Here is a 255-nt window from a genome sequence, read left to right as displayed (position 1 = left end):
CTGCGGGACGGCCGGTCTTGTTGGGCCTCATCGCAAGCGCGTTCAAGCTCTCGGTTGTTATGTCGCGATCGTCTTCGGCTTGTAGGGATTCGCACCAGAGATCACCCTCCGGGATCGCGCGCATCTCGAAAGCTGGCGCAATCCTCCGGAGCTCCATCGGCGGAAATGAGAACCGCGAGACGTAGTTCCCGAGCTTGACGAAGGAATGCAGATCGTCGAGGCCTTCGATCTCAGAGCTCATGACCAGCGGCTCGA

1 protein-coding gene is annotated in these 255 nt (G+C 60.0%); it reads right to left on the bottom strand.

Annotated features, from left to right (window positions below; genetic code table 11):
* Positions 1-241 (bottom strand): hypothetical protein (locus AC5IJH_RS18375; protein WP_491904272.1); only part of this gene is annotated, 241 nt, incomplete at its 3' end.
* Positions 242-255: the final 14 nt, after the last annotated feature.

It is taken from the genome of Candidatus Dedyshia acidiphila, from assembly GCF_051025295.1.
Classification (GTDB): Bacteria; Acidobacteriota; Terriglobia; order Terriglobales; family Acidobacteriaceae; genus KBS-83.
The sequence above is the reverse complement of the archived record's forward strand: the minus strand, read 5'-3'. Positions and strand labels throughout refer to the sequence as shown.